We start from the raw sequence: 21,044 nt of genomic DNA on the forward strand, positions 1-21,044 counted from the left end.
TGCCGTGTCAGCCGTCGAGGAGACGGGCCAGCACCTCGGCGTGGCTGGTCTCCGGCTTCCTGGCCGCGGTCAGCAGCGTCACCTGGCCCTGCGTGGCCAGCTCCCGTACGCGGTCGAGGAGTTCGGCCGCCTCGGGAGCGGTGAGCTCCTTCTCGTAGCGCCCGCGGAACTCCTCGTACGGCCGCTCACCCGTGTGGTACCAGCGGCGCAGGTCCGTGGACGGGGTCAGCCCCTTGGGCCACTCGTCCACGCGGGCCAGGTCCTTCGCCAGGCCACGCGGCCACAACCGGTCGACCAGGACACGGGTCCCGTCGTCCGGCTCGGGCGGTTCGTACACACGGCGCACCCGTACGCTCATGATCGGCCCCTTCCCGCACGCTCTCCCGCGAGCCTAACGCCGCCCACCGGACCGGGCACGGCGGGCAGAACGGCGGGGAGGCGGGGCGCGCCGCGGGCCCGCATCAGGCGCGTCGCGCCTTCAGACGGCGCTTCAGCGCGCGCCGCTCCGTCTCGCTCGTGCCGCCCCACACCCCGAGGGACTGCCCCGACTCCATCGCCCAGTCGAGGCACTGCTGCTGAACGGGGCAGCGTCGGCACACCGCCTTCGCCTGCTCCGTCTGGAGAAGGGCCGGGCCGGAGGTCCCGATCGGGAAGAAGAGGTCGGGATCCTCGTCCCGGCAGGTCGCGCGGGTCCGCCAGTCGTCCATGGAAAACCACCTGTGATCGGAGTGGGTACGCACCCTTCGGATGCCTGCTCCGTCACGGGTCACCTGTGGGCGCCGGATGAAACAGTGTCGCCGGTGTCGTGCGTCACCGCGGCCACGCCCGGCCGGCCGACGGCGGACGGGTGACGCCCCCTCAACTCCGCAGCGTCGTGGCCGCAGTTGCCGCCACCGACTCGGCCACCGCAGCCAGGGCGGGGGAGTCCAGCTTCCACTGCTGCCAGTACAGCGGCGCGTCGGTCGCGCGGTCCGGGGCGAAGACGGTGAGCCGGCCGGCCCGCAGCAGGGGATCGGCCTGCTTCTCGGGGACCATGCCCCAGCCCAGGCCCGCGGCGACCGCGTCGACGAACCCCTCCGAGGTCGGCACGAGGTGCCGGCTCGTGCTCGCCCCGGTGCGGCCACGGGTGAGCCGGCGCACGAAGGCGTCCTGGAAGTCGTCCCGCCGGTCGAAGGTCACCACCGGCGCCCGCGGCAGCGTCTCCTCCAGTGGCCCGGTGAGGTACCGCGCGGCGAACTCCGGGTTGGCCGCGGGGAGATAGCGCATCCGCCCCAGCCGCCGCACGGAGCAGCCCGGCACCGCGTCCGGCGACGAGGTCACCGCGGCCATCACCGCACCCTCGCGGAGCAGCGTGGCGGTGTGGGCCTCGTCCTCGCGGCGCAGCTCGAAGCAGAGGCGCAGCTCGTCCGGGAGGCGGGTGAGCGCCCCGAGGAACCAGGTCGCCAGCGAGTCCGCGTTCACCGCCACCGACACCCGCGTCGGCTCCCCGGCCGAGCTCAGTCCCAGTTCCGCGTACGCGTCCCGCTCCAGCCGGCCCACCTGGCGGGCCAGCCGCACCAGCACCTCGCCCGACTCGGTCGGCCGCACCGGCCGGGTCCGCAGCAGCAGGACCCGCCCCGTGCGCTGCTCCAGCGCCTTCACCCGCTGGCTGACCGCGGAGGGCGTCACATGCAGGGCCGCGGCCGCCGCGTCGAACGTGCCCTCGTCCACCACGGCGAGCAGGGTCCGCACCTGGTCCAGGGGCACGTCGTCCATCACATCGGCTAAGGGTACGTAAGAATCATTAGCTGTACTGCACCAGGGTGCGGGCTCTAGCGTCCTCGGCATGACCAGCACCCTGACCACCGCCGCCGCCGGATTCGGCACCGGCCTCTCCCTGATCGTCGCCATCGGCGCCCAGAACGCCTTCGTCCTGCGTCAGGGGGTCCGCCGCGAGGCGGTGCTCGCCGTCGTGGGTATCTGCGCGGTGTCGGACGCGCTGCTCATCGCCCTGGGCGTCGGCGGGGTCGGCGCGCTGGTCGTGGCATGGCCCGGCGCGCTGACGGCGGTCGGCTGGATCGGCGGCGTGTTCCTGCTCGGCTACGGCGCCCTGGCCGCGCGCCGTGCGGTCCGGCCGGACGGAGCCGGGCTGAAGGCGCAGGGCGAGGCCGTGACCTCACGCCGCCGTGCCGTGCTCACCTGCCTGGCGATGACCTGGCTCAACCCGCACGTCTACCTCGACACCGTCTTCCTGCTGGGCTCCGTCGCCGCCGACCACGGGCCGCTGCGCTGGACGTTCGGGCTCGGCGCGGTGCTGGCCAGCCTCTGCTGGTTCGCCGTCCTCGGGTTCGGCGCCCGGCTGCTGAGCCGCTTTCTGGCCCGGCCCACCGCCTGGCGGGTCCTGGACGGTCTGGTCGCGGCCACCATGATCGGCCTCGGCTGCGCGCTCATCGCCGGAGGCTGAGACGCGGACCTACAGGGCCCTGCGTGTGCGAGTGACCTGCTGGCCCATCAGCCGGCCCCGCGTCGCCTCCAGCCGGTGCGCGAGGATCTCGGCGACACAGCGCACCAGCGTCAGCCCGAGCGCCGGATCCTCCTCGCACAGCCGCAGGACGGCCGCCGCGTCGAACTCGTAGGCGCGGACCTGACTGAAGGCCTCGGCTCCGAAGTCCCACTCGTGGGGCGGGAACAGCCACGACCAGCCCAGCAGGTCGCCCGCGCCGAGCATGGCGACCGTGACCCGCTGGAGCTCGTTCACCCGCTGATCGAGCGACACCGCTCCGGAGCGCACGACCCAGAAGCGGTCGGCGGTGGTCCCGGCCTCGAAGATCCGGGTGTCCTCGGGGAAGGACACCTCCCGCGCGAGCGCCATCAGACGCTCCCGCTGCGGCGGGGGCAGGGCGGTCAGGAGTTTGATCGCTTTGGTCATGGGACAGGGCTCCTCGCCGGGCAATCGGTACGGGACCTCCGTCCATTGGAGCCGCTGCCGCCGTCCGGGGCACCTCGGCGCTGACGGGCACCGTGTTCCGGGGCATGGAAAAGCCCTGGCTGGACGGGGGAAGCCAGCCAGGGCGGTCAAGAGGTGGTCAGGGAGGACGTTCGTCGACTCCGTCACCACGTATGTATGAACGATAAACCATTTCCCTGGGCCCGCCCCACGGTGAACGGGGTGCGTGACCCGTTTCACTCCGCATGCGCTCCGGAACGGCCCGGAAGGTTTGCCGGTGCCAGGAGGGGTCAGCCGGAAGGGGGTGACCCTTTCGTCGAACAGGGAGTCGAACAATGTGCGAGGAGCACATCACCTCGGGCGACATGGAGCGACCCGGCACAGACCTGCTCCACAGGGAACCGCCCGGCACTGTCCGGGCCGCACCCCGGCGCCCCTACCGGCCGGCCCAGGTGCGGGAAGCCGTGCGGCGGGCGGTGGACGAGCGCTGTCGCTCCACGCACACCCCGTGCGACGCCACCGCCCTGGCGGACGCCCTGCTCGTCGCCTCCGAACTCACCACGAACGCGATCCTGCACGGCGGCGGCGTCATCGACGTCCGGGTCGACGTCGCCGGCCCCGGCATAGAGGTGTCGGTGAGCGACCGCAGTACGGAACTGCCCGTCGCCCGGCGGAAGGCCGGCCCGCGGGAACGCCTCACGCCCGGGGGCCACGGCTGGCCCATCGTCTGCCTGCTGTCCCGGGACATCCGCGTGCGGGACCTGCCCGCGGGCGGCAAGTGCATCACCGCCCTGGTCCCCCTGACCTGAGCCGAGGCCGAACCTTTTCCGCTGATTCGCCAGTGAAGCGGAGTTTGCGCCACCGGTCGCCGGGCAGACGGAGGATCGTGCTTCGGACCGGAGGCGCGCCAGCGGGAGAGGCATGGCTGCTGTGGCACTCGCACCGGGCGTCTCCACAGCCGCCGTCCCGCGGTAGACCGCCCATGACACCAACTGTTCGGGAGCGAAACCGCATGCTCATCGACTCGTCCACCGACCGCCCCGACACCCCCGCCCCCACGACGTCCACGACCGTCACCCCCGAAGCGGCCACCTCCACGGCCGCGGGCGGTCGCAGGCAACACGACGCCCCCGACACCACCGCCCTGTTCAGCCGGCTGGCCTCCCTGGACGACGGCCCCGAACGGGACGCCGTCCGCGACGAACTCGTCACCGCGTGGCTGCCCATGGCCCACCGCATCGCCGGCCGCTTCCGCGACCGCGGCGAATCCGTCGAGGACCTGCGCCAGGTGGCCGCTCTGGGCCTGGTGAAGGCGGTGGACCGCTTCGACCCGGACCGCGGAGCCTTCGAGAGCTACGCCGTCCCGACCATCACCGGCGAGGTCAAACGGCACTTCCGGGACCGGATGTGGGCCCTGCGGGTGCCCCGCCGGGTGCAGGAACTGCGGAACAAGGTACGGATCGCCCGGCGGGACCTCACCCTGACGCCCGGCAGCCCCGAACCCGCCCCGGCGGACCTCGCCCGGCACACGGGACTGACCGAGGAGGAGGTCGTGGCCGGACTGGAGGCGCTGGAGAGCTTCAGCACCCTGTCGCTGGACGCGGAGATGTCGCCCGACGACGACGGCTACAGCCTCGCCGACACCCTGGGCGCCTCGGACGCGTCCTACGACGTCGTGGTCGACCGGGAGTCCGCCAAGGAGGGCCTGCGTCGCCTGCCGGAACGCGAGCGCACCATCCTGTACATGCGCTTCTTCGAGGACATGACACAGAGCCGCATAGCCGACCAGCTGGGGATCTCCCAGATGCACGTCTCCCGGCTGATCAGCCGAAGCTGCGCCCGGGTACGCGCCGACGCCATGGGCGGCCGCATGAGGGGAGCGCGGAGCCGATGAGTGAATCCGAGATTCCGCCGGACGACGGACGGCCCGTGGACGTCTACCTCGACCTCCTGAGCATCCGGATGGAGACCGAGGACTACCGTCTGCTGCTCCGCGTGGTGGAGCCGGTGCTCCGGGCGATCGAGGAGCACCGGCTGTCCGGTCTCGACCTCGCCCTGGACGGGGGTGACGAGGAACTGCCCCAGGAGGTCCGCGACGAGGCCGCCCTCGTCATCGCCACGGCCGTCACCGGCCGCATGGACAACGAGGTGGTCGAGCTGGAGGTCGACGAGAGCGGACCGGTCAGGGTGGTCACCGACGCGACGACCGCCGCCGACCCCTCGCGCCTCGACGAGATCGCCGACTACATCAGGCAACGCCACCGGCAGAACGACGAACTGCGCGGCATCGCAGAGGTCAGCGGCCTCCCCACCGACTTCTGAACCGACTTCTGAAGCCGGTGCTCACCGGCTCCTGAACCCGCTGTGCTCACCGGCTTCCGGACCCGCGCACCCCGCGAACGGCTCGCCACCCACGACGTCCGGGCACACCCTCCTCGCCGTCCGGGCGTGCCGGCTTCACCGCGGGCCGTCGCCTGCCAGCGGGACGTCCAGTGGGCGGGCGAGACCCACCACCGCCTCGTCCAGCCGCTCCAGATGCCGCAGGACGCGGCCGGTGATCCGCCCGTAGCGCGACGCGCCGTCGCCGTCGGAACCGCCCAGCAGCGAGGCGAAGCTCGGCCCCGTCTCGATCCCCGCCTTCGTGTCCTCGCCCGCGACCCGGGCCGCGACCGTCGCGATGTTGCGCACGGTGCGCGCCGTAGCCCCGCGCAGCCGGGGATCCGCCGCGATCGAGGGATGCGTCGGCAGCAGCTCGGCCGTCGCCGCCAGCGAGCGCGCATGGTACGCACAGGTCTCCAGGAGCGCGACGACGTACCGCGCGGTGTCGCGCCGCCCCCGCAACGGAGTGACCGGATGGGTGAGCGGCTTGGTCGCGGCGCGCAGCTCGCCCAGCGCCTTGTCCAGCTCCCGTGCCCGGTCCAGCAGATCGACGGCCGCCCCGCCGCTGAGCTGGTCGACGGCGGCCTCGGTGACCTCGGTGAGCCGTTCCAGCACGGTGCCCAGCAGCTCGTTCGTCCGCCGGTCCGTACGCACCGGCAGCACCAGGAAGGCGGCGAACACCCCGCAGGCTGCCCCCAGCGCGGTCTCGGCCACGCGCAGGGCCAGCACCTCCCAGCTGTAGGTGTGCAGCAGCGTGTACAGCAGCCCCACCATCGCGGTCACGAAGAACGACATCAGCGTGTACGAGAGCGGTGCCGTGTACGCCATCGCGAAGATCAGCACCAGCATCAGGGCGAACGCCGTCCAGGTGTGCCCGCCCACCAGCCCCGCCAGTGCGATGCCGGCGACGACGCCGAGTACGGTCCCCAGCAGCCGCCGGTAGCCCTTGACGAGGATCTCGCCCGTCGACTCGGTGTTGATGAAGACGAGCCAGCAGGTCAGGACCGCCCAGTGCCAGCCCTGGGAGGACACCAGCCCACCGCCGGCGATGGCCAGCAACGAGCCCACGGCGACCTGGACGGCGGCCCGGGTGGTGGGCCGCCGCAGCCCCTTGTCCTCCTCCGCCGGCTCGCCCTCCTCACCGGCGTCGATCGCGGCGTCCTCGGCGTCCAGCTCCTCCCGGGAGCGGGCCGCCGCGGGGGTGTCGTCCGACTCGTCCTGCGGGCCGTCCAGAGCGATCCGCAGGCCCATCACCGCGCGGGACGCCTCGCCGATGGCCCGGAACACGTCCTGGAGAGCCGGGGAGCAGGCGGGGATGTTCTCCTCGTCCCGGTAGGCGAGCAGCCGGTTGCGTACGTGGGCGATCGACGTCCCCTCCACCCCGGGCCCGGCGCGCAGGACCTGGGTGCGCAGGGAGAGCAGATCGCGGCGCAGCGCCGCGGTGGCCTCGTCCGACGCGTCCGTCCGGCCGGCCCTTGGGGCCGGCGCACCCGGCAGATGCAGGGTCAGCGTGTCCGCGCGTTCCGCGCTGCGGGCGGTCAGCAGCAGCAGGCCGAGCCGCTCCGCGGCGATCTCGGCGTCCGCGATCCGGCGCTGCACCAGCCGTGCCGACGACGCGTCGGGGGTGCCCCGCTCCAGCCGGGTCTGGATCATCAGGGCCGTCTCGTGCAGCCGGGCGGTGCCCGCGCGGACATCCGCCAGGGCCTTGTCGACCTCGTCCCCGTCGGCGTCGAGCAGCGCCAGCTGCGCCGTCACGAGCTGCGCCAGCCGGGCCCGGAAGGCCTCTCGCAGACGTGCGAGGAGTCCGGCCGGGACCACGGGAACGACGGCGAACCGCATGACGGCACTGCACCCGAACGCGACGGCCAGCGCCGCCCAGATCCCCGGCAGCCCGTCGGGGGACGAGCCGATGAACAGGGAGGCGAAGTAGACCTGGAAACCGATCAGCCCGAGCGCGGTTCCGCGGTCGCCGAATCTGCGGGCGTACACCGCGCAGTAGATGAGGACGACGAAGAAGATGTCCCCGGCGGCGGCCCGCTGGCTCAGCACCGCGGCCAGCGACACGGACACGAGTGCCACGGGCAGACCGAGGGCGAGCGTGACGGCCTGGGCTCCACGTCGCTTCTCCCGGATGGCGAAGGTGGCGACCATCGCGGTCATCGCCCCTGCCACCAGCTGGGTGACACCTGCCCCCGTCAGGGCGAGCACGGCCAGCGTCAGCGCGAGGGAACCCACCGTCCGCAGCCCGGCCGTCATCCGCAGCATCCCGGGATCGGACGCCGCCAGGCGGTCCCGCAGCCGCGTCCGTACCGAGCGCTCCGCCGCCGCCTTCACGCCGCCGCACACTCCCCGTCGCTCGCGTTGATCAGGATGCAAGCATGGCACGTGCCATCACGGACCCGCCGGGCGGCTCCCACCGGCCGGAACACCGGTCGGGCCGGCGCCCGGAAGGGCGGAGCCGCAGCGGAGACCGGATCACCGCACGGGCAGGCCCGCCTCCTCGACGTGCGCCCGCACCTGCTCCGGAGTCAGATAGGCGTCCGTGTACTCGAAGTCCCGCAGTTTGGCGGCCCGGCGGGCCTGGAAACCGGTCCGCACGAAATCGTCGCCGGCGATCGAGTTCAGCAGCCAGTTGGTCATGACCCTCGTTTTGGCGACATTGGTGCGCAGCGCCGACCAGTGGTACCCGCGGGCCGCCACCTGGGCGGGCAGACCCCGCAGCTCCACCCCGAGCGGCTTGGAGACGGCGTCGGTGCCGCCGAGGTCCACGACCAGCCCGAGGTCCTTGTGGTGGTACGGCTGAAGCGGCCGGCCGGTCAGCGTCGCGATGATGTTGTCGGCGACCTGCTTGCCCTGACGCAGGGCGTGCTGCGCGGTCGGCGGGCACACCGCGCCCTCGACACCACTGGCGTGGTCGGGCACCGCCGCGGCGTCACCGAGGGCGAACACCCCGTCCTCACCCGGCAGGCACATGTCCGCGGTGACCGCGAGCCGCCCGCGGACGGTCTCGGCGCCGAGTGTGGCGATCAGCGGGCTGGCGACCACGCCGGCCGTCCAGATGAGGGTGTGGGTGGGGATCACCCGGCCGTCGGTGAAGGTGACCTCCTCGGGGCCCGCCTTCGCGATGGAGACGCCGAGCGAGATCTCGATGCCGCGCCGGGTGAGGATCTCCTGCGCGCTGCGCCCGAGCTTCTCGCCCAGCTCGGGCATCAGCTTCGGCGCGATGTCGATCAGATGCCATTTGATCAGGCCCGGGTCCAGCCGCGGGTAGCGCTCGACGGCGGCATGGGTCAGCCGCTGCAGACAGGCGGCGGTCTCGGTGCCCGCGTAGCCGCCGCCGACCACCACGAACTGCAGCCGCGAGGCACGCTCGGCCGGATCGTCGCTCGCGTCGGCGAGGTCGAGCTGGGAGATGACGTGGTCGCGGATGTAGGCGGCCTCGGCCAGTGTCTTCATACCGAACGCGTGGTCCGTCAGCCCCGGGATGTCGAAGGTACGGGTGACACTGCCGGGGGCCAGCACGATGTAGTCGTACGACTCGTTGACGATCCGGCCGGTGATGCTGCGGATGACACAGACCTTGGCCTTCAGATCCACGCCGATGGCCCCGCCCGGGATGATCCGGGTGCGGTACTTCGTGCTGCGGCGCAGCGACACGGCGACCGACTGCGGGGTCAGCACACCGGAGGCGACCTGGGGGAGCAGCGGCAGATAGAGCTGGTAGGAGAGCGGCGTCACCAGGGTGATCTCGGCATCGCCGGGGGGGAGCTTCCGTTCCAGTCGGCGGACGCACTCCACTCCGGCGAAGCCTGCGCCCACCACCAGGATCCTGGGTCGTGTCACGGTGTTCCTCCCTTTCTGCGGCTCCACACGGTCTGCCTCGAGCAACACGGGTCTGCTCGAACGTCGACGCCCCTTCACCTGCCCGTGGATCGCTGCCCCGCACCTCCTTGACCGCAGCGCACCGCGATCGCGGCACATCGCGGTTCACCGGGGGCACGCCGTGTCCGGACGTGGACCCGGAACGCGCGCACGTTCAGCACCACGATGCCCGCACCGGCGCCGGGGCGCACCGGGAGACCCGTGCCGACGGGCGATCAGCCGTGCAGGTGGCAGAGCAGCAGACAGATGTCGTCGTCGCGATCGGAATCGCCGAGAAGAGGGTTCAGGAGGCGGTCCGCCGCGCCCTCCAGGTCCGCGTCGGGCTCCGCGGGGCCGAACGAGCCGAGCGCGTCCGCAAGCCGCTCGATGCCCGGATCGATGCCCTCGGCCCGCCGTTCGAGCAGCCCGTCCGTGTAGAGCGCCGGCGTCGGTCCCGGCGCCACCTGCTCGGTGTGGCCGGGGATCTCCTGCTCCAGCGGGATGCCGGGCATCGCCCCCGGCTTGGCGTCCAGGGTGCGGACCCGCCCGTCGGGCAGCCGCGGCACCGATGGCGGATGCCCCGCGACGGCCCATGTGAGCGTGGCCTCGTCCGGGTGGAACCGGGCGATGACCGCGGTGGTGTACAGAGGAGGCTGGAGCTGGTGCAGGAAGTTGTGCAGCCGGGTCAGCAGCCGGCCGGGGCTGCCGTCGTCGACGGCGTAGGCGCGCAGCGCGGTGCGCAACCGGCTCGTCATCACCGCCGCGTGCAGCCCGTGCCCGGTCACGTCACCGATGACCGTGATCAGACTCCCGTCCGGCCGGTGGAAGGCGTCGTACCGGTCACCGCCGATGTTCGTGCCGTGGGTGGCCGGCAGATACCGGGCGGCCGGGCTCGTCCCCGGAGTCGTGGGCAGGTCGGTGAGCAGGGCGAGCTGCAGCGTCTCGGCTATGTCCCGGTTGTGCTCGAAGCGGCGGGCGTTGTCGGTGGCGATGCCGGCCCGGCGCGTGAGCCCGAGCAGCGTCACCGCGTCGTCCGGGTCCCAGCTCTCACCGGCCGGCGACAGGGTGAGCACACCCGGCGGCGCCCGGCGCGTCAGCAGCGGCACGCAGAGCAGCGGCCGGCCGGGAGCGAGCATCGAGGGCGGCTGCTCGTCCACGCCGCGCAGCCCGCCGGGATGGCCGGCGGCTTGACTGCGGGCCCGCAGACGCCATGGCGCGCCACCCCGGACAGCGCGGCCGTCACCCGGAAGTGGGTTAACAGTTCCTTGCCCCGCCGCTGTCTGCTGGACGCGTACATGGAGGGGTGCGAGCGGGCCGCGGCCATGGACGCAGGCCCCGGCCCGGCTGCTGACCGTCGCGGTCGCGCCGGGCGACGGGTCCGCTCCCTGCCTGTGCCGCCTGGGGCCGACTCAGAGGCAGGGCATGCTCATGTAAAGCGCCTGTTCACCCTTGGGCGGCGGCTCCCTCCACGACCTGCGCGGCTACAACCTCAACGACCAGATCCGCTCCCTGAGAATCAACCGCAACGACTGCGGCTGACCGCCTGCACCGCCACCTGCCGGGGCCGGTTCGTCCGGCCGGTCCGGGCGCAGAGGACGCGCGGGGCCGGCCGCCACGATCCCGGCCTTCCACCGGCCGCCGTACGAGCCCGCCGAACGTCTCAAGGCCCCGGCTCGGATCAGCGCAGGTCCGCCCGGCGCGTACCGGACGGGGCTGATCAGGTGGGTGATCGTGAGGGGCGGTCGCCTACGCGGCGAAAGGCTCCATGAGGCTTCAGCCGAACGATCGTCCCTGCCGGCGGCAGGTGAGGCCTGGGGACACCGTGTCCCAGGACTCGCTGTCGACAAAGCGGCTGCGGTCGTTGCGCAGGGTGGCGATGTCGGAGCGGTTGTCCCACAGGCGGTCCTGGTAGAGGCCGGTGCGGGTGCCGCGGCTGACGCCGGTGCGGATGCGGACGGTGGCCCGGGCCGTCCAGGCGGTAGCGGTGGAAGGCGCGGGTGCGGCCGTCCCCGTCCTGAAGGGTCCAGCCGTCCAGGTTCACCGCGCGGCGGTGCCCGGCTTCCCTCCGCACCAGAACGCCTGCGAGGGCGGCGCATACTCCTCCTGGGCGCTCCCACGGGTGACGGCTCTTTTGATGCCCTTTCACCTTGCTTATGGAAACGTCCTGGCCATGGCCGACATGTCCCATGGTGCCCACGCCCAGCCGCCGACGCGCGGACAGCGGTGGTCCGAGTTCCGGCAGTCGCCGTTGTGGCCGGCCATCGTGCTGGTGCTCATCCTGGCGACCGCGGCCGGTCTCTTCGCCGGTTCGTACACCTATTCCATGGCCAATCCGACGCCGCACTCGATCCCCACGGCCGTGGTCGGCTCGTACGGACAGGCCCGCGGGCAGGCTTTCCTGGACGGCCTGGAGAAGGCACTGAACGCGTCCGTGAAGGTGCACGTGTACGGCAGTGCCGCCGGGGCCCGTCGGGCCATGGACGACCAGGAGGTCTTTGCGATCTTCGACATCCGCGACGACGGGAGGACTGTGGTCCTTGAGCTGTCGGGTGCATCCGGGGCCTCGGTCGCGGAGGTGCTGGCCGACACGGCGCCGGTCGTGGGGAAGGAAACCGGCGTCGAGGTCACCGTCCAGGACCTCAATCCGCTGCAGGAGGGCGACCCGCGCGGACTGGCGATCTTCTACATCTCATTGGCCGCCGTCATCATCGGCTTCGTGGGGGCTATCCAGCTCAGCGTGCACGCACGGTCCCTGAGACCCTTCGAACGCATCCTGTTCACCCTCGCCTACGCGCTGCTGGGCGGATTCGCCATCGCCGCGACCGTGGACTGGCTGCTCGGCGCGCTCGACCTGCCGTTCGTGGAATCGTGGCTGATCCTGGCGCTCACCCTGTTCGCCAGCGGCATGGTTTTCACCATGTTCAACACCCTGTTCGGGCGCTGGGCGATGCTGCCGACGTGGGGGCTGATGATCCTGCTGGGCAACCCCTCGTCCGGCGGCGCGGTGTCCTGGCCGCTGCTGCCGTCCCCGCTGGGCGAGATCGGCAAGTGGCTGCCACCCGGTGCCTCGGTCAACGCGCAGCACACGGCGGTGTACTTCCAGGAGAACCAGCACGCGTTCCCGTTCCTGGTGCTGGGCGGATGGGCCCTGCTGTCGTGTGCGGTCTTCTGGATCTGGCGGCACCGGCATCCCGGCGGTCGCGAGCGCCGTCCGGCGCACGCCGAGTCGTAACGACCCCGGTCACCCGGCCGTCGGCCGCACCGCACGGCGGCGGAGCTCGAGGGGGTAAAGGGAAGGTCGTGCCATGACTCGATCCTTTCATGAAATCGAGTCTCCATTCGAGCCGGGACGGTTCGATCGTCGGCACCCCGGTGATGTCGAGGATCGCGAACCGCGCGTGCTGGTCGACCACCGAGTTGAGCAGGGTTTCCATCACCACCTGGCTGCGGGCGCTGTCGGGCGTCCCGATCAGCGGGACCGCGACGGTCCCGTCCCACAGCCCGATGACCGGCGTCGCCACCTCCAGCAACTGCAGGCGCTGCCGGTCCATCAGGGCCTGTCCCTCGCCCAGCGCGGTCTGCATGGACGCCACGCGCGGGGTGCCCATGAGGGTGCTCAGCTCGGCCGTGCACGCCCGCAGCTCCTCGGCCGGGGCCTGCTCCGGGTCGGCGGTGAGCAGGTTGCCGACCGGCGCCACAGCGCGGCCAGTCCGTTCGACACCTGTGTGGCGGACAGCCCCGCACGAGTGCGGGCCGCACGCATCCGCGCCAACTGCTCACGCACACCGATGAACCCCGGCGGCGTCCGAGTCCTCGGTCCGCTGCGCGTCGGCGTTCCCGGCGGTCCGCCCGCTTCGCGCTGAGGCGCCTGTGTCTCCTCGTCGTCGTTGTCCCACCGAGCCCGTGCGGGGCCGTGAAACCGTGCCGCGCCCCGACCGGACGACTGTTCCAACGACGCTCCGGGGTGGGGCGGCAGCCTCTGCCGGGGTTGAGAGCTCGCAGGCGGCGGGCACAGCCGGCCGTGCGAGGGCTGCAAGGAGGTCCGGCGCACGGCGCGCCGGACCTCCCCGACCCGGCTCAGAACTCCGGGCATCGTGATGTCGGACGGGTTATACCCTGTGCGCGCCGTCGACCCGCTCCAGCGCCTCATCGGCGCTTTGGGACACCGGAACCGTGATGCTCACGCCGGTCAGGTCAAGGACGCGGCGCACCGCGGGCACGGGGGAGATGATGTGCACGCTTCCCGGCAGTTCCCGGGCCTCCTGGTAGACGCGCAGGACGATGTTCATGCCGGACGAGTCCATGAAGGGGACCGCGGACAGGTCCAGCAGGAAGTGCCGGCGGCCGTGATGCAGCTGGTTGGCCAGGTGATGCTGGAACTCGGTCGCGGTGTCGGCGTCCAGATCGCCCTGCACTGTGAACAGGGCGACATCCTCCCGGACCACGGACACCTCCACGGACAACGGGTTCGGGGCCATGGACAACACATACCTCCCAATCGAGCCGACGGCCGGGTCCGGCCGCACGTGCAGCCGCCTACCCCGGGATCTCCGCTCCATGCCGGGGCCACCCGCACCGGTCCGGGAGGCGGCGCCTTCACATCACGCCCGGCTCGATGTGGGTTTTGTGTCTTCGCCGGCCGAATGCGCCCGCTCCAGGCGGGTAGTTGGCTGCTGTGGAGACGGGCGGGGGCCGGAGAGCGGACCCCGTCCGCTCCGGGATCGTCATCACAGCGGAGGCAAGGAGCAGCGTGCCCATGGACAGCATCTGGTCATACGCACCGGAGCTGGGTCTTGCCCAGGGGCAGGATCCGGACCTCACGGGATACACCGTCGTCGCGAGCGACGGCAGCACCATCGGCCATGTGGACAGGCAGGCCGACCATCACGCCATGCGGCACCTGGTCGTCGACACCGGCGTCTGGGTGTTCGGCCGGAGTCTCCTCGTACCGGTCGGCGTCGTCGCCGCCGTCGACTCCGGCGAGCGCAGGATCACCGTGTCCTGCACCAGGCCCGAGGTGAAGGCCGCGCCCCGGTTCAGGACCGACAGCGAGACCATGGACCCGGGCTACCTCACGACGGTCGGCGACTACTACTGGGCGCTTACACGGCCCGGGCCCCCGCCCGAGCACGCTCCCGGCACCCCGGCCGGATGACCGTCGCCCGGTGACTCCCGTACCGGACGTCGGCCGGTGATCCGCACACCGGACACCGGCCGGCATCGTACGGAACCCGGTACGGCGCGGGCGTCACCAGGGAAGGAAGACATGGATGTCCTTGCCGTCCGCGGTGCCGACCACGCTGACCTGATCGCACAGCGTGTGGATCAGGTGCCAGCCGATCCCGCCCCCGCCGTGGCTCGGCCTGAAGGGCCGGGGCGTCGGCTCGGTGGTGCTCGTGTCGTGCATCATCACATGCACTCCGTCGAATGTTCTGCGCAGCCGCATCCGGAACGGTCCCGGTGCGTACTGGACCGCGTTGGCGGCGAGTTCCGTGACCACCAGGAGGATGTCGTCCCAGTGCTCCGGGGCCGTCGGCGGGGCCACGCGGGCCAGCTCGAGGAGGAACTCCTCCGCCACCAGGCGTGCGTCGGTGACGTCGTGCAGCTCCCCGGGGAAGCCGGCGACGCGTTCCGTGATCTCCTCTGCGGCCAGTGACCTGTCCCTGTGCGGCTCGGATGCCATGTCGCCTTCCCTGCCCCGGCTTCCACGGGCCAGTCGTTCATGTGGTGTCGGTTCCTTCGTCCTCCTGGTCTGCGGGTTCCCGGGACGCCGGACCCTACGCGCCCGTATCCGGGCGAGCGAGGGGTGACGGGAAGGTCGCCCCCCGTGGTCAACGGAAGACGTTGTCCGAGTCGTCCCAGACCGACGGCTCCTCCGGCACCGGCTCCCGCTCCGGACGTGAACGGGAGTGGTACATCGCGTCGATCTCCAGGGCGTACCGCTGCACGATCTCGTCCCGACGCAGCTTCATCGACGGCGTCAGCAGGCCGTTGGTCACGTCGAACGGCTCCGGCAGCACCCGGAACACCCGGATCGACTCCGGACGCGACACGCTGCTGTTCGCCGCGGCGACCGCCCGCGCGACCTCCTCACGCAACGCGTTCTCCTCCCGGGCCTCCCGCGTCGCGGCGTCGCCCGGCAGCGCCAGCGCCGCCCGCCAGTGTGCCAGGAAGTCCGGGTCCAGCGTGATCAGCGCCCCCACACAGGGCCGGTCGTCCCCCACCACGACGGCCTGGTGGACGAGCGGGTGCATCCGCAGCCGCTGCTCCAGGGCCGACGGCGCGACACTCTTGCCGCTGCTGGTGATGATGATGTCCTTCTTGCGGCCGGTGATCGTCAGATAGCCCTCCGAGTCCACCCGGCCGATGTCCCCCGTGGCCAGCCAGCCGCCGGCCAGCGCGGTCAGGGTGGCGGCCTCGTCGCCCACATACCCCTGGAACACCGACGGCCCGCGCACCAGGATCTCCCCGTCGTCGGCGACCCGGATCTCGCTGCCCGGCAGCGCCCGCCCGACGGTGCCGGACTTCTCCCGGCCGAGCGGCTGCATCGTCACACCGCCGCCGGTCTCGGTGAGCCCGTAGCCGTCGTGCACGTAGATGCCGATGCCCTCGTAGAAGAGGGACAGGTCGCGGCTGAGCGTCGAGCCGCCCGAGGTGGCCCTGCGCACCCGGCCGCCCAGCGCGGCCCGCAGTTTGCGGTACACCGTCCGCTCGTACAGGGCGTGCTGGAGCCGCAGGTCGAAGCCGGGCCCCGCGCCCCGGCCCAGCCGCTGCCGCTCCACTGCGGCGGCGAAGTCGCGTGCCGTGTCGGCGGCCCGCTCGAACAGGGCGCCGCGGCCCGCCTGCTGGGAGGCGCGCAGGAAGTTCTTGTAGATCTTCTCCAGCAGGGAGGGGACCGCGTACAGATAGGTGGGCCGCAGGGTGCGCAGCGCCGAGGACAGGGCCTCCGAGCCGAGATCGGGCTCGTGCCCCATCAGCAGGCCGCCGCGTACGCACAGGCCCTGGATCATCAGTCCGTACACGTGGGAGAACGGCAGGAAGGCGAGGACCACGGCCTGCTCGCCCGGCTCCGCCGCCGTGTGGGCCCAGCCCTCCAGCAGGATGTCGCACGGGGCGGCCAGGTTGCGGTGGCTCAGCGCGCACCCCATCGCCTGCCCCGACGTACCGGACGTGTAGGCGATCACGGCCGTGGAGTCCGGCAGCACGATCCTGCGCAGCGAGTCGACCGTGGCCGGCGGTATGTACTCGCCGCGCGCCACCAGCTGGTCCAGCGCACCCGAGTCAAGCTGCCAGACGTGCCGCAGCCGCGGCAGGGCGGCGCACACGGACCCGACGGTCATCACGCCCTGCTCGTCCTCGACCACCACGGCCACGCAGTCGGAGTCCCTGAGAATCCACTCCACCTGCTCCCGCGACGAGGTCGGATAGATGGGGACGACCTCCGCGCCCACGGTCCACAGCGCGTAGCACAGGACCGTCCACTCGTAACGGGTCCGCGCCATGATCGCCACACGGTTGCCCGGGGAAAGCCCGGAAGCGACCAGCCCTTTGGCCAGGTCGACGACCTGGTCACGGAACTCCAGCGCGGTGACCTCCTCCCAGGACACGGAGGCCGGGTCGACGCGGCGGGCGAGCATCGGCAGATTCGGGCTCTCGGCCGCCGTCTCGAAGAGGCTGTCCGCGAGGCCGCCCGTCAGGGGTGAGGCGGCCTGCGGAGCGAGAGCGAGGTCGCGCATGCACTGCTCCTGACATGTACGGACTGTGACTCGGCCGACGAGCAGAGTCATCGGCGGTGCACGAATCTAGCCGAGCCCCGGCGTTCCGGGGCCGGATCGCCGGAACTGTGGCCACACTGATGATCACGTCGCCCCGGTGGCCCGAACCCGCCCGTACATTCCGCCCGTATCTCCCGCCCGCGCCTTCCCCCTCGGCGTTCCGCGCGTACGCGCCGCACCCGCGCCGGTTGCCGTCCGGGCGCGGGTACGGGGCGGAGGGCGGGCGGACCGCCGGGCCTCACAGGTCGTGCGGCACCAGCCACACCGTCGCGAGAGGCGGAAGGGTGATGCCGACGCTGCCCTCCTCGGGCTTGACCGGGTCCGGGTTGGTGACGTCACCGCCGCCGTACCGGGCCGCGTCCGTGTTGAGGACCTCCTGCCAGGTGATTACGTCGCCGGGCACCCCGAGCCGGTAGTCGTGCCGGACGACGGGGGAGAAGTTCGACACCGAGAGCAGCGGACGGCCCCCCGCGTCGTACCGCAGGAAGGCGAACACGTTGTCCTCGGCCGCGTCCACCGACACCCAGCGGAACCCGGCCGGATCGGTGTCCCGCTGCCACAGCGCGTCCGTCGCCCGGTAGCGGGCGTTGAGGTCGCGCACCAGGTCCTGCACACCCCGGTGGTCGCCCGCGGAGTGGTACGCGTCGTCCAGCAGCCACCACTCCGGGCCCTGCTCCTGGGACCACTCCGCTCCCTGCGCGAACTCCTGTCCCATGAACAGCAGTTGCTTGCCGGGATGGGCCCACATGAAGCCGAGATAGGCCCGGGTGTTCGCCCGCCGCTGCCACCAGTCGCCGGGCATCTTCGAGACCAGCGACCGCTTGCCGTGCACGACCTCGTCGTGCGAGATCGGCAGCACGTAGTTCTCGCTGTAGGCGTACACCATCGAGAACGTCATCTCCTGGTGGTGGTACCTGCGGTGCACCGGCTCGTGGCTCATGTACTCCAGCGAGTCGTGCATCCAGCCCATGTTCCACTTCAGTCCGAACCCCAGGCCGCCGGTGTCGGTGGGCCGGGTCACCCCGCCCCACGCGGTCGACTCCTCCGCGATCGTCACCACACCCGGGCACCGCCGGTACACGGTCGCGTTCATCTCCTGGAGGAACGCCATCGCCGCCAGGTCCTCCCGGCCACCGTGCGCGTTGGGCTCCCACTGGCCGGAGTCCCGCGAGTAGTCCAGGTAGAGCATCGAGGCGACGGCGTCCACGCGCAGCCCGTCGATGTGGAACTCCTGGCACCAGTACACGGCGTTGGCGACCAGGAAGTTGCGCACCTCGGTCCGGGCGAAGTCGAACGTGTACGTTCCCCAGTCCGGGTGCTCCGCCCGCCGGGAGTCCCCCGGCTCGTACAGCGGGTCCCCGTCGAACCGGGCCAGCGCCCAGTCGTCCTTCGGGAAGTGCGCCGGCACCCAGTCCATGATCACGCCGATGCCGGCCCGGTGCAGGGCGTCGACCAGGTACTTGAAGTCGTCCGGGGTGCCGAGGCGGGCCGTGGGCGCGTAGAAGCCGGTGACCTGGTAGCCCCAGGACGGGCCGTAGGGATGCTCGGCGACCGGCATCAGCTCGACATGGGTGAAGCCGAGGTCCTGGACATAGGCCGGCAGCACCTCGGCGAGCCGGCGATACGTCAGACCCGGCCGCCAGGACGGCAGATGGACCTCGTAGACCGAGAACGGCGCCTCGTGCAGGGGCACGTGAGCGCGGCGCTTCATCCACGCGGCGTCGCCCCACGTGTGGTGCGAGGCCGTCACGACCGAAGCGGTGTTCGGCGGCTCCTCCGCGAGGCGCGCCATCGGGTCGGCCTTGAGCATCCGATGGCCGTACCGGGAATGCACCTCGAACTTGTAGCGGGTGCCCTCTCCGATCCCCGGCAGGAACAGTTCCCACACGCCGGACGAGCCGAGCGAGCGCATCGGGAACGCCGTGCCGTCCCAGCAGGTGAAGTCGCCGGCGACCCGGACGCCCTGCGCGTTCGGCGCCCACACGGTGAAGCGGGTCCCGGTGACGCCCTGGTGGGTCATGGGGTGTGCGCCGAGCGCCGTCCACAGCTCCTCGTGGCGCCCCTCGCCGATCAGATGCAGATCGAGTTCGCCGAGCGAGGGCAGCATCCGGTACGGATCGTGCACCTCGACGGCGTCCTCGTCGCCGTACGCCACCGCCAGCGTGTACGCGGGGACCGCGTCCAGCGGCAGCACCCCGGAGAAGAGGCCGTCGCCCTCCGAGGTGAGCGGGGTGCGCCGGCCGCCGGTGACCACGCTCACCGTGCGCGCGAACGGCCGCAGCGCCCGGAAGGCGATGCCGCCCGGGACCGGGTGGGCGCCGAGCAGCGCGTGCGGATCGTGGTGGGCGCCCGCCAGCAGGCGCCCCCGGGCGTCGGGATCGAGGGCAGGGGCGGTCCCGTGCGTCTTCGGGGCGGACGGGACCGCCCCGGCCGACTCGGACAGCGGGGTGTCATGCAGGGCCACGGCTTCAGTCTCCTCTCACGGCGAGGCGCTCGATCGCCGCCATGGGTACGGGCAGCCAGTCGGGTCGGTGCCGGGCCTCGTACAGCACCTCGTACACGGCCCGGTCCGTCTCATAGGCGCGGAGCAGGCCGTGCTTCTTGCGCGGGTCCCAGCCGGCGCGGGCCGCGTAGCCCGCGCAGTAGGCCTCGCGACAGCGGCGCGCCCACTCCGGGCGCCAGGGACGGCGCTGGCGGGCGGCGTAGTCGAACGAGCGCAGCATCCCGGCGATGTCCCGCAGAGGGGAGTGGGCGCTGCGCCGTTCGGAGAGCGGCCGGGACGGCTCACCCTCGAAGTCGATGACGAACCAGTCGCGTCCGGCCCGCAGCACCTGCCCGAGGTGCAGGTCGCCGTGGATGCGCTGGGCGGGCGCCCCGGGATCGCAGGTCGCGAGCGCGGCGAACGCCGCCTTCAGACCGGGCACGTACGGCTGGAGCACGGGTACGGAGTGCGCGGCGGCCGTCAGACGCTCGGTCATCCCCTCCGACGTCAGCCCGCTCTCCCCGGGCCCGCCGACGGGGAACGCCGAGGCGAGCGCCAGATGCACATCCGCCGTGGCCCGGCCGAGGGCGTGCGACTGCGCGGTGAAGTCGTCACCGGCGGCCAGCGCCTCCAGGGCCAGCGTCCAGCCGTCGGAGGCGTCGCGCAGGAACGGCTGGAGTACACCGAGCGTTGCCTTGAACGGATGCGTGGTGCGCAGCCAGGCCACCGGAGCGGGCACCCGGTGGCAGCCCTGCCGGGCCAGCGCGCCCGGCACCTCCAGGTCCGGGTTGACCCCGGGCTGGATCCGCCGGAAGAGCTTCAGGATGAACTCGTCGCCGTACACCAGCGAGGAGTTGGACTGCTCGGCCTCCAGCAGCCGCGGCACCAGCCCGGCCGGCACCCGCTGGGCCGCGTTGCCCTCGAACCGCAACGGGCCCACCGCTTCGGGGTGCCGCAGCCGTTCCAGCAGCAGCTGCGCCGACCGCAGGTCGTGGAGCGCGTCGTAGACCGTGCGCCCGGCCAGTGACCCGTCCCGCACTCTGCCGATGACCGCCCGGCCCAGGCGCGGCGACGGGTGCTCCCGTACACCGAGGAGGAGCTGGTAGCAGTCACCGGCCCAGGGCGTGTTTCCGGGGGAGGGCACGCCGCCGTGGCCGGCGTGGACCAGCAGATGGAGACAGTCCGGGAACAGCTCCGTCATCGACAGCACATGGAGGTCGGTGACGGGCCGGTCCTTGCCGGCGAACCAGCGCTGCTCCGGCAGCCACTCGCGCAGCAGCCCGGCGAACGACTCCGTGGGTCCGGCGGTCACGCTTCGCGGGCGCAGGAACGCGGTCTTCGTCATGTGGACGCCTCCTCTCGTCGGCGCACGGTCACAGTCGGCGGCCGGTGCGGGATGCGGCTCGGGCGAGCCGGAACCAGTAGAAGCCGTGGCCCCCGAGGGTCAGCAGATACGGCAGTTCGCCGATGGCGGGGAAACGCACCCCGCCGAACAGCTCGACCGGATGACGGCCCTCGAACTCACGCAGGTCGAGTTCGGTGGGCTGCGCGAAGCGGGAGAAGTTGTTGACGCAGAGCACCAGGTCGTCCTCGTACTCCCGGAGGAAGGCGAGGACGGCGG

At 72.1% G+C, this 21,044-nt stretch carries 18 protein-coding genes and 3 pseudogenes; 6 read left to right on the forward strand and 15 right to left on the reverse strand.

What is annotated here, in order from left to right; genetic code table 11:
- Positions 1–7: 7 nt before the first annotated feature.
- The 3 genes from ACFWVE_RS24600 to ACFWVE_RS24610 all read right to left on the reverse strand — a co-directional run bounded on the left by ACFWVE_RS24600 (position 8) and on the right by ACFWVE_RS24610 (position 1,755).
- Positions 8–358: a DUF488 domain-containing protein gene (locus ACFWVE_RS24600; protein WP_384017792.1), complete on the reverse strand. Its 351-nt coding sequence runs from the start codon at positions 356–358 to the stop codon at positions 8–10.
- 103 nt (positions 359–461) lie between these two features.
- Positions 462–707: a WhiB family transcriptional regulator gene (locus ACFWVE_RS24605; protein ID WP_384017795.1), complete on the reverse strand. Its 246-nt coding sequence runs from the start codon at positions 705–707 to the stop codon at positions 462–464.
- Between the two features lie 151 nt (positions 708–858).
- A complete protein-coding gene (locus tag ACFWVE_RS24610; RefSeq protein ID WP_384017849.1) occupies positions 859–1,755 on the reverse strand; it encodes a LysR family transcriptional regulator ArgP in 897 nt (298 codons plus the stop codon).
- Between the two features lie 70 nt (positions 1,756–1,825).
- On the opposite strand from ACFWVE_RS24610, the gene ACFWVE_RS24615 reads away from it, so the two are divergent.
- Positions 1,826–2,443 (forward strand): LysE/ArgO family amino acid transporter, encoded by a 618-nt coding sequence (locus ACFWVE_RS24615; RefSeq protein WP_384017798.1) that lies wholly within the window; start codon positions 1,826–1,828, stop codon positions 2,441–2,443.
- A gap of 9 nt (positions 2,444–2,452) precedes the next feature.
- Here ACFWVE_RS24615 and ACFWVE_RS24620 read toward each other — a convergent pair whose 3' ends face one another.
- Complete coding sequence (locus ACFWVE_RS24620; protein ID WP_384017801.1) at positions 2,453–2,908, reverse strand: cyclic nucleotide-binding domain-containing protein; 456 nt, start codon at positions 2,906–2,908, stop codon at positions 2,453–2,455.
- Positions 2,909–3,261: 353 nt separating this feature from the next.
- Between ACFWVE_RS24620 and ACFWVE_RS24625 the strand changes: the two genes are divergently transcribed.
- The 3 genes from ACFWVE_RS24625 to ACFWVE_RS24635 all read left to right on the forward strand — a co-directional run bounded on the left by ACFWVE_RS24625 (position 3,262) and on the right by ACFWVE_RS24635 (position 5,248).
- Complete coding sequence (locus ACFWVE_RS24625) at positions 3,262–3,735, forward strand: ATP-binding protein (protein ID WP_384017804.1); 474 nt, start codon at positions 3,262–3,264, stop codon at positions 3,733–3,735.
- Positions 3,736–3,938: 203 nt separating this feature from the next.
- Positions 3,939–4,820 carry a SigB/SigF/SigG family RNA polymerase sigma factor gene (locus tag ACFWVE_RS24630; protein ID WP_384017807.1) on the forward strand — a complete coding sequence of 294 codons (882 nt, stop codon included), beginning with the start codon at positions 3,939–3,941 and terminating at the stop codon, positions 4,818–4,820.
- Positions 4,817–5,248 (forward strand): hypothetical protein, encoded by a 432-nt coding sequence (locus ACFWVE_RS24635; protein WP_384017809.1) that lies wholly within the window; start codon positions 4,817–4,819, stop codon positions 5,246–5,248. Before ACFWVE_RS24630 ends, ACFWVE_RS24635 begins: the two co-directional genes overlap by 4 nt.
- Positions 5,249–5,383: 135 nt before the next feature.
- Here ACFWVE_RS24635 and ACFWVE_RS24640 read toward each other — a convergent pair whose 3' ends face one another.
- The 4 genes and pseudogenes from ACFWVE_RS24640 to ACFWVE_RS24655 all read right to left on the reverse strand — a co-directional run.
- The gene (locus ACFWVE_RS24640) at positions 5,384–7,570 is read right to left on the reverse strand and encodes an FUSC family protein (protein ID WP_384017852.1); all 2,187 of its coding nucleotides are present in this window, start codon (positions 7,568–7,570) and stop codon (positions 5,384–5,386) included.
- A gap of 210 nt (positions 7,571–7,780) precedes the next feature.
- Positions 7,781–9,175, reverse strand: coding sequence for an NAD(P)/FAD-dependent oxidoreductase (locus tag ACFWVE_RS24645; protein ID WP_384017812.1), 1,395 nt, complete (start codon positions 9,173–9,175; stop codon positions 7,781–7,783).
- 227 nt (positions 9,176–9,402) lie between these two features.
- Positions 9,403–10,398, reverse strand: a pseudogene (locus ACFWVE_RS24650) (PP2C family protein-serine/threonine phosphatase); the annotation flags it as partial.
- A 541-nt stretch (positions 10,399–10,939) separates the two neighbouring features.
- Positions 10,940–11,216: pseudogene (locus ACFWVE_RS24655) on the reverse strand (lamin tail domain-containing protein); the annotation flags it as partial.
- A gap of 120 nt (positions 11,217–11,336) precedes the next feature.
- On the opposite strand from ACFWVE_RS24655, the gene ACFWVE_RS24660 reads away from it, so the two are divergent.
- Positions 11,337–12,398 carry an ABC transporter permease gene (locus ACFWVE_RS24660; protein ID WP_384017815.1) on the forward strand — a complete coding sequence of 354 codons (1,062 nt, stop codon included), beginning with the start codon at positions 11,337–11,339 and terminating at the stop codon, positions 12,396–12,398.
- A gap of 121 nt (positions 12,399–12,519) precedes the next feature.
- On the opposite strand, the pseudogene ACFWVE_RS24665 reads toward ACFWVE_RS24660, so the two are convergent.
- Together ACFWVE_RS24665 and ACFWVE_RS24670 are read right to left on the reverse strand one after the other, a co-directional pair.
- A pseudogene (locus ACFWVE_RS24665) lies at positions 12,520–12,999 on the reverse strand (STAS domain-containing protein); the annotation flags it as partial.
- A 276-nt stretch (positions 13,000–13,275) separates the two neighbouring features.
- Positions 13,276–13,650 (reverse strand): STAS domain-containing protein, encoded by a 375-nt coding sequence (locus ACFWVE_RS24670; RefSeq protein WP_384017818.1) that lies wholly within the window; start codon positions 13,648–13,650, stop codon positions 13,276–13,278.
- A gap of 266 nt (positions 13,651–13,916) precedes the next feature.
- On the opposite strand from ACFWVE_RS24670, the gene ACFWVE_RS24675 reads away from it, so the two are divergent.
- On the forward strand, positions 13,917–14,321 hold the full coding sequence (locus tag ACFWVE_RS24675; protein ID WP_384017821.1) for a PRC-barrel domain-containing protein: 405 nt from the start codon (positions 13,917–13,919) through the stop codon (positions 14,319–14,321).
- A gap of 93 nt (positions 14,322–14,414) precedes the next feature.
- Here ACFWVE_RS24675 and ACFWVE_RS24680 read toward each other — a convergent pair whose 3' ends face one another.
- The 5 genes from ACFWVE_RS24680 to ACFWVE_RS24700 form a co-directional block, all read right to left on the reverse strand.
- Positions 14,415–14,849 carry an ATP-binding protein gene (locus ACFWVE_RS24680; protein ID WP_384017824.1) on the reverse strand — a complete coding sequence of 145 codons (435 nt, stop codon included), beginning with the start codon at positions 14,847–14,849 and terminating at the stop codon, positions 14,415–14,417.
- Between the two features lie 148 nt (positions 14,850–14,997).
- The gene (locus tag ACFWVE_RS24685) at positions 14,998–16,902 is read right to left on the reverse strand and encodes an AMP-dependent synthetase/ligase (protein WP_384017827.1); all 1,905 of its coding nucleotides are present in this window, start codon (positions 16,900–16,902) and stop codon (positions 14,998–15,000) included.
- 277 nt (positions 16,903–17,179) lie between these two features.
- Positions 17,180–19,405, reverse strand: a complete 2,226-nt coding sequence (gene glgB, locus ACFWVE_RS24690; RefSeq protein WP_384017829.1) for a 1,4-alpha-glucan branching enzyme — start codon at positions 19,403–19,405, stop codon at positions 17,180–17,182.
- Positions 19,406–19,409: 4 nt separating this feature from the next.
- Entirely contained in the window at positions 19,410–20,768 is a 1,359-nt protein-coding gene (locus ACFWVE_RS24695; RefSeq protein ID WP_384017832.1) for a maltokinase, read from the reverse strand.
- Between the two features lie 28 nt (positions 20,769–20,796).
- Positions 20,797–21,044 (reverse strand): alpha-glucosidase C-terminal domain-containing protein (locus ACFWVE_RS24700; protein ID WP_384017835.1); only part of this gene is annotated, 248 nt, incomplete at its 5' end.

This window comes from Streptomyces sp. NPDC058632 (genome assembly GCF_042717095.1).
GTDB lineage: Bacteria > Actinomycetota > Actinomycetes > Streptomycetales > Streptomycetaceae > Streptomyces.

Coding starts and splice junctions, on each gene's coding strand:
- ACFWVE_RS24615 (WP_384017798.1), top strand. CDS start 1,826: ATGACCAGCACCCTGACCACCGCCGCCGCCGGATTCGGCACCGGCCTC.
- ACFWVE_RS24660 (WP_384017815.1), top strand. CDS start 11,337: ATGGCCGACATGTCCCATGGTGCCCACGCCCAGCCGCCGACGCGCGGA.
- ACFWVE_RS24640 (WP_384017852.1), bottom strand. CDS start 7,570: ATGCTGCGGATGACGGCCGGGCTGCGGACGGTGGGTTCCCTCGCGCTG.
- ACFWVE_RS24625 (WP_384017804.1), top strand. CDS start 3,262: ATGTGCGAGGAGCACATCACCTCGGGCGACATGGAGCGACCCGGCACA.
- ACFWVE_RS24630 (WP_384017807.1), top strand. CDS start 3,939: ATGCTCATCGACTCGTCCACCGACCGCCCCGACACCCCCGCCCCCACG.
- ACFWVE_RS24635 (WP_384017809.1), top strand. CDS start 4,817: ATGAGTGAATCCGAGATTCCGCCGGACGACGGACGGCCCGTGGACGTC.
- ACFWVE_RS24695 (WP_384017832.1), bottom strand. CDS start 20,768: ATGACGAAGACCGCGTTCCTGCGCCCGCGAAGCGTGACCGCCGGACCC.
- ACFWVE_RS24605 (WP_384017795.1), bottom strand. CDS start 707: ATGGACGACTGGCGGACCCGCGCGACCTGCCGGGACGAGGATCCCGAC.
- ACFWVE_RS24610 (WP_384017849.1), bottom strand. CDS start 1,755: ATGGACGACGTGCCCCTGGACCAGGTGCGGACCCTGCTCGCCGTGGTG.
- ACFWVE_RS24600 (WP_384017792.1), bottom strand. CDS start 358: ATGAGCGTACGGGTGCGCCGTGTGTACGAACCGCCCGAGCCGGACGAC.
- ACFWVE_RS24685 (WP_384017827.1), bottom strand. CDS start 16,902: ATGCGCGACCTCGCTCTCGCTCCGCAGGCCGCCTCACCCCTGACGGGC.
- ACFWVE_RS24620 (WP_384017801.1), bottom strand. CDS start 2,908: ATGACCAAAGCGATCAAACTCCTGACCGCCCTGCCCCCGCCGCAGCGG.
- ACFWVE_RS24680 (WP_384017824.1), bottom strand. CDS start 14,849: ATGGCATCCGAGCCGCACAGGGACAGGTCACTGGCCGCAGAGGAGATC.